Source organism: Azohydromonas lata NBRC 102462 (assembly GCF_001571085.1).
In the GTDB taxonomy this organism is placed as follows: Bacteria; Pseudomonadota; Gammaproteobacteria; order Burkholderiales; family Burkholderiaceae_C; genus Azohydromonas; species Azohydromonas lata.
In genome coordinates this window covers 1-6,580 of sequence record NZ_BCTC01000185.1, presented here as the reverse complement: position 1 = coordinate 6,580, position 6,580 = coordinate 1, and the positions used below count along the sequence as shown (strand labels likewise).

Annotated in this window: 2 protein-coding genes; both read left to right on the top strand. The window is 69.2% G+C overall.

What is annotated here, in order from left to right; all coding sequences use genetic code 11:
* Nucleotides 1-5,007: beta strand repeat-containing protein (locus ALA01S_RS34205; protein ID WP_066343219.1), on the top strand; the 5,007-nt coding region annotated here is incomplete at its 5' end.
* 226 nt (nucleotides 5,008-5,233) lie between these two features.
* The coding region (locus ALA01S_RS29920) for a thiamine pyrophosphate-requiring protein (RefSeq protein WP_066343215.1) at nucleotides 5,234-6,580 on the top strand (1,347 nt) is incomplete at its 3' end.

Below are 6,580 nucleotides of genomic sequence, written 5' to 3'. Positions count from 1 at the left end.
ACCGGCGACGGCGACGACACCATCTCGGCCGTGGGCGGCAAGAACACCATCGCCGCGGGCAACGGCAACAACAGCGTCGAGGCCTGGGGCGCGTCCAACACCATCGCGGCCGGCAGCGGCAACGACACCATCAAGGCCTACGCGGGCGGCAACGCCATCACCGCGGGCGACGGGAACAACACCGTCACGGCCGTGGGCGGCGCCAACAAGGTCACCGGCGGCGCGGGCCAGGACACGTTCAGCGTGGACGGCGCCAGCAACACCGTCACCACCTACGCCGGCAACGACAGGATCACCGTGCTGGCGGCCTCGAACACCGTGGACAGCGGCGACGGCAACGACACGGTGTCGGCCGTGGGCGGCAAGAACACCCTCACCACCGGCAGCGGCAACGACACCGTCACCGCCACCGGCGCCTGGAACGTCATCGACACCAGCGGCAGTGCCGCCTACGAGACCGTCACGACCTTCGTCACCAAGACGGTCAACCTCGGCCTCTTCAAGTCCACCATCACGCTGCCCGTGACGACCACGGTGCTGGTCAGCGACGACAGCGACAGCGTCAGCGCCGACGGCGGCTACAACACGGTCAAGGTCGGCGACGGCAGCAACACCGTGTCCGCCGCCGGCGGCTACAACAAGATCAGCGCCAGCGCAGGCAACGACACGCTCAAGGGCTATGGCGGCTACAACGAGATCACGGCCGGCAACGGCGACAACACCGTGGTGGCCGAGGGCGGCGCCAACAAGGTCTGGGGCGGCGCGGGCAAGGACACGGTGACGGTGGCCGGCGCGGCCAACTTCGTCTACACCTACGCCGGCAACGACAGCGTCACCGCCAACGGCGCGAGCAACACCATCGAGACCGGTGACGGCGACGACACCGCCGTGCTCAACGCCGCCAGCAACACGCTGGACGCCGGTGCGGGCAACGACACCATCACCGCCAACGCCGCCAGCAACGTCATCAAGGCCGGCGAAGGCAGCAACAGCGTCACCGCCCGCGGCGGCTACAACCAGATCAGCGCCGGCGCCGGCAACGACAGCTTCAACGCCTACGGCGGCTACAACAAGCTCACGGCCGGCGACGGCGACAACACCGTCACCGCCGAGGGCGGCGGCAACGAGGTCACCGGCGGCGCGGGCAAGGACCAGGTCACGGTCGCAGGCGCCTCCAACGTCGTCCACACCTACGGCGGCAACGACGCCGTGACCGCCAACGGCGCGAGCAACGTCATCGCCAGCGGCGACGGCGACGACACCGTCACGCTCAACGGCGCCAGCAACGTGCTCGACGCGGGCGCGGGCAACGACACCATCACCGCCAACGCCGCGAGCAACACCCTCAAGGCCGGCGAAGGCAACAACACCGTCACCACCAACGGCGGCGCCAACGTCATCAGCGCCGGCAGCGGCAACGACGTCGTCACCGCCGCGGGCGCGGCCAACGTCATCGACGCCGGCGGGGGCGCCAACACCGTCACCGCCTGGGGCGGCGGCAACGGCGTCACCACCGGCAGCGGCAACGACAGGATCACCGTCGGCGGCGGCGTCAACGTGGTGCTGGCCGGCGACGGCAACAACACCGTGGCGGCCTACGGCGGCGCCAATGCCGTGACCACCGGCAGCGGCAACGACGATGTCGACGCCTACGGCGGCGCCAACGTGATCGTGGCCGGCAAGGGCCAGGACAACGTGCTGGCGCTGGGCGGCGCCAACGGCGTCTACACCGCCGACGGCAAGGACCTGCTGCTGGCCGGCGGCGGTGCGAACCTCGTGGTCGCCAACGGCGACAACAGCCTGGCCATCGCCGCTGGCGCGGCCAACGTGGTGGCCGTCAACGGCCAGGACAACGTCGTCGCGGCAGTGGGCCTGTACAACGTGCTCGCCACCACCCAGGGCGGCAACGTGCTGGCCGGCGTGGGCATGGGCAACGCGATGTTGGTCAACGGCGGCGACAGCACCCTGGTGGCCGCGGGCGGCACCAACGTGGTGCTGAGCACCGAGGGCGACAACACCATCGTCGCGCTGGGCGGCTCCAATGTCGTCGCCACCGAGCTCGGCGGCCTGCTGCAGGACCTGGGGGACGTGGGGGCCTCGGCCCTGTCGAAGGAACTGTCCGGCGTGATTGGCGACAGCGCCGCCAAGGCCGTGGACCAGGCCGTGGGCAAGGCCGTCACCGACTACATCAAGACGGGCCACGGCGACGACACGGTCGTGGCCGTCGGCGCGCTCAACGTCGTCTACACCGGCGCGGGCGACGACGTGATCACGGTGGCCGGCCAGAACAACGTCACGCTGACCAACGGCGGCGACAACGTCGTCACCGCCCTGGGCCAGAACAACCTGGTCGTGAACACCGCGGGTGACAACGTCGTCACCGCCATCGGCCAGAACAACCTGGTGCTCAGCGGCATCGGCCAGGACATCGCGGAGATCGCCGGCCTGATCGACGATGCCGCCAACACCGCCGGCTCGGCCGCCTTCGAGAAATTCCTGGCCGCCAACGTCGCCAACGACCCGGGCAGCGACCTCGTCACCGCCATCGGCTCCAACAACATCGTCTACACCTCCGGCGGCGAAGACATCGTCACCGCCGTCGGCAGCACCAACGTGGTGTGGGCCGGCGCCGATGCCGACGTGGTCACCGCCATCGGCTCCAACAACGCGGTGGTGCTGGGCAGCGCCGTGGAGACCGGCGCCTCGCTGGTGGGCGTGGTGGACGCCGTGACCGCCGGCATCGTGGCCACCGACTACGTGGGGGCCCTGGGGCTGGACGGTGCCGCCGCCGGGCAGGACGGCAGCGACATCGCCATCGTGGTGGGCAGCAACAACGCCGTCATCGGCGGCAGCGGCGGCAACGTGATCACGGCACTGGGCAGCAAGAACGGCATCATCGGCGGCGCCGGCGACGACACCATCACCACCATCGGCACGCACAACGTCGTGGTCGCCGGTGCGGGCAGCGACGTCGTGACCGCCATCGGCAAGTACAGCGAGGTGGCCGCGGGCGCGGGCGACAACGTCGTCACGCTGCTGGGCAAGGGCAACGCCGTGACGGCCGGCGACGGCGACGACGTGATCACCAGCGTCTCGCTCAGCGGCTCCACCACCACCCAGACCGAGACCGGCAGCACCAAGAGCGCGGACCTCAACTACAACGCCGTGTACGCCGGCGACGGCCACAACATCGTGACGCAGGTGGGCGCCGAGAACCTGGCCGTGACCGGGGACGGCCGGGACATCGTCACGCTGGTCAACTTCGGCTCCAGCACCTCCAGCAGCAGCACCGTCGAGGAGGAGGGCGCCGGCACCACCACCACCAAGACCAGCTACGACACCTCCGTCAACGCCGCCTACACCGGCGGCGGCGACGACATTGCCGTGATCTACGGCCAGCACAACGTGCTGCTGTCGGCCGGCGGCGACGACACCGTGGTGGTGTGGGGCAGCAGCAGCAGCTTCAAGACCGAGTCCAAGACCACCACCGTCACGGACGACGACACGACCAGCACCAGCAAGTCCGGCTTCAACATCGACACCGGCTTCAACGTGGTGATCACGGGCGAGGGCAACGACACCGCGGTGCTCAAGGGCGTGCAGACCGTGGCCGTCACCGGCGCGGGCGACGACACGGTGGTGTCCGTCTCCGACAGCACCAACATCGTCGTCACCGGCGCCGGCCACGACACGATCATCTCGCTGGCGCCGGCCACCATCTTCAACTCGCTGGAGAGCTTCGCCGAGAACGACTTCGCCACGCTGGGCGATGGCATCAGCGGCGGCATGAGCCTGTTCTCCATCGCCAAGCAGGCGCGCGCGGCCTACAACGGCGACTTCTCCAGCCTGTACGCGATCGGCAACATCATCGACGCCGGCGACGGCAACGACGTGGTGTTCGCCTCTTCCGCGGGCAGCTACGTCGGCGGCGGCAACGGCGACGACGTGATGATGGGCTTCGGCTGGGGCTTGATCGACCACCTGCTCGACGTCAACGCCGGCGGCATCGGCAGCGCCGTGGACGGCCTGGCCGACGCGCTGGACGGCGTCCGCTCGGTCCTGTCGGACTCGCTGCTGGGCGACATCGCCAAGACCTTCGACAAGGTCACGGACCAGGTGGTGGACGCCGCTCAGGACGTGGCCGGCATCGTCTCCGACGTCGGCCACGGCGTGGACGGCCTGCTCGACAAGGGCCTGGCCAGCCTGGATTCGGTCACCGGGCTGGACCTGGATTTCGACGTCAGCGGCGGCGTGGACAGCGCCATGGCCAGCAGCCTGTCGTGGCTCGGCAGCACGATGAATTCGCTGGACACCACCGTCGAGGGCTGGACCGATGACGGCTGGCTCGCCGACGCATTCGACTGGATAGGCACGGCCGCCGGCGACCTCGGCGACGTGATGAGCAACGCCAGCGACAGCACCGGCTTCACCATCGGCCTGTCGGCGGTGATGGGCTATCTCACCTACACCTACTCGGGCAACAACGACCTCACCGCCGGCGCCGGCAACGACACGCTCTACAGCGGCATGGGCGACGACGACCTGCGCGGCGGCGCCGGCACCGACACCTACGTGTTCTACGTGGGCGACGGCCGCGACACCATTGACGAAATCGCCGGCGGCAACGACCACATCGAGGTGCACGCCAGCCGGCTGTGGGACGAGGACTTCACGCTGTCCACGGCCAACATCGTCACGGCGATGAACGGCGACGACCTGGTGATCGCCTTCGTGCAGGACGACGTCTGCTACGGCCGCATCACCATCGCCGACGAGGCCTCGGTGAACGTGCAGGACCTGACCCTGGTCTCGACCAGCGGCCAGCAGATCGCCAGCGTGAACATCGACGACCTGGTCGCGATGGAGAAGGTGAGCTACGACAAGATCGCCGGCTACGACATGGCCAGCATCTGGAGCGTGGACAAGCTTTCCGACTTCAGCGAGCTGGTGGTGCAGGCGCTGGCCGGCAGCTCGGCGACGCAACACAGCGATCTCGTGATCGCCTGAGGCTGGGGCGAAGCCGCCGCGTGCCTGCCGGGCACGCGGCCCTCTTCATGCGTCTGAACCTCCCGGTGCTCGGTCCACCGAGCTGCATGCAGGAGGCACGGCAGCCTTTCAGCCTGGGTTAAGCGGACCGGCATCGTGTTTGCCGCGATGCCGGTGCAAGGCCTTCGCTTTCTGCAACCGCTTGCAGGCTGCGCGGGTCCACTTGACCAACCCAAGGGCCCGTGCGATGACCATGACCGTCAGTGACCAAGTTCTGCAGCGTCTGCACGAATGGGGCGTGCGCCGCATCTTCGGCTACCCCGGCGACGGCATCAACGGGTTGATGGGTGCGCTGGATCGGTGCAGCGACCGCATCGACTTCATCCAGGCCCGGCACGAGGAGCTTGCTGCCTTCATGGCCACCGCGCATGCCAAGTTCACGGGTGAGGTGGGCGTGTGCATGGCCACCTCCGGACCGGGCGCCATCCACCTGCTCAACGGCCTGTACGACGCCAAGGCGGACCACCAGCCCGTGGTGGCCATCGTTGGGCAGCAGGCGCGCGCGGCGCTGGGCGGCGACTACCAGCAGGAAGTGGACTTGCTCAGCCTGTTCAAGGACGTGGCCCACGAGTATGTGCACATGGCCACCGTTCCGGCACAAATCCGCCATCTGGTGGACCGTGCCATGCGTATCGCGCGTGACCAGCGCACCGTCACCTGCGTCATCCTGCCCAACGACCTGCAAGAGCTCAAAGCCGAGCCTGACCCGCCGCGCGAGCACGGCACCATCCACTCCGGCATTGGCCTCACGGCCAAGCGCGTGCTGCCGGCGCAGGCCGACCTGCAGGCCGCGGCCGACGTGCTCAACGCCGGAGAGCGCGTGGCCCTCCTTGCCGGCGCCGGTGCGCTGCACGCCACCGACGAGCTCATCGCCGTGGCCGACACGCTGGGCGCGGGCATTGCCAAGGCGCTGCTGGGCAAGATGGCCGTGCCCGACGACCTGCCCTACGTCACCGGCGCCATCGGCCTGCTGGGCACCGTGCCGAGCTGGGACATGATGAACGGCTGCGACACGCTGCTGATGGTGGGCTCCAGCTTCCCGTACTCGGAATTCCTGCCCAAGGAGGGCCAGGCGCGCGGCGTGCAGATAGACAGCGACGGCCGCAAGCTCTCGCTGCGCTACCCGATGGAGGTCAACCTCGTCGGCGACAGCCGGCTCACGCTGCAGGCGCTGCTGCCGCTGCTGAAGCCCAAGACCGGCCGGGCGTGGCGCGACAAGATCGAGGCCGGCGTGCGCCAGTGGTGGCAGGTGCTGGAGCAGCGCGCCATGAACGAAGCTAAACCCATCAACCCGCAGCGCGTGTTCTGGGAGCTGTCGCCGCGGCTGCCCGCCAACGCCATCCTCACCTGCGACTCCGGCACCTGTGCCGCCTGGTACGCACGCGACCTCCAGGCCCGGCGCGGGATGATGGGCTCGCTCTCCGGCGGCCTGGCCACGATGTGCCCGGCCGTGCCCTATGCCACCGCCGCCAAGTTCGCCTACCCGGATCGCCCGGTGGTGGCGCTGGTGGGCGACGGTGCGATGCAGATGCTG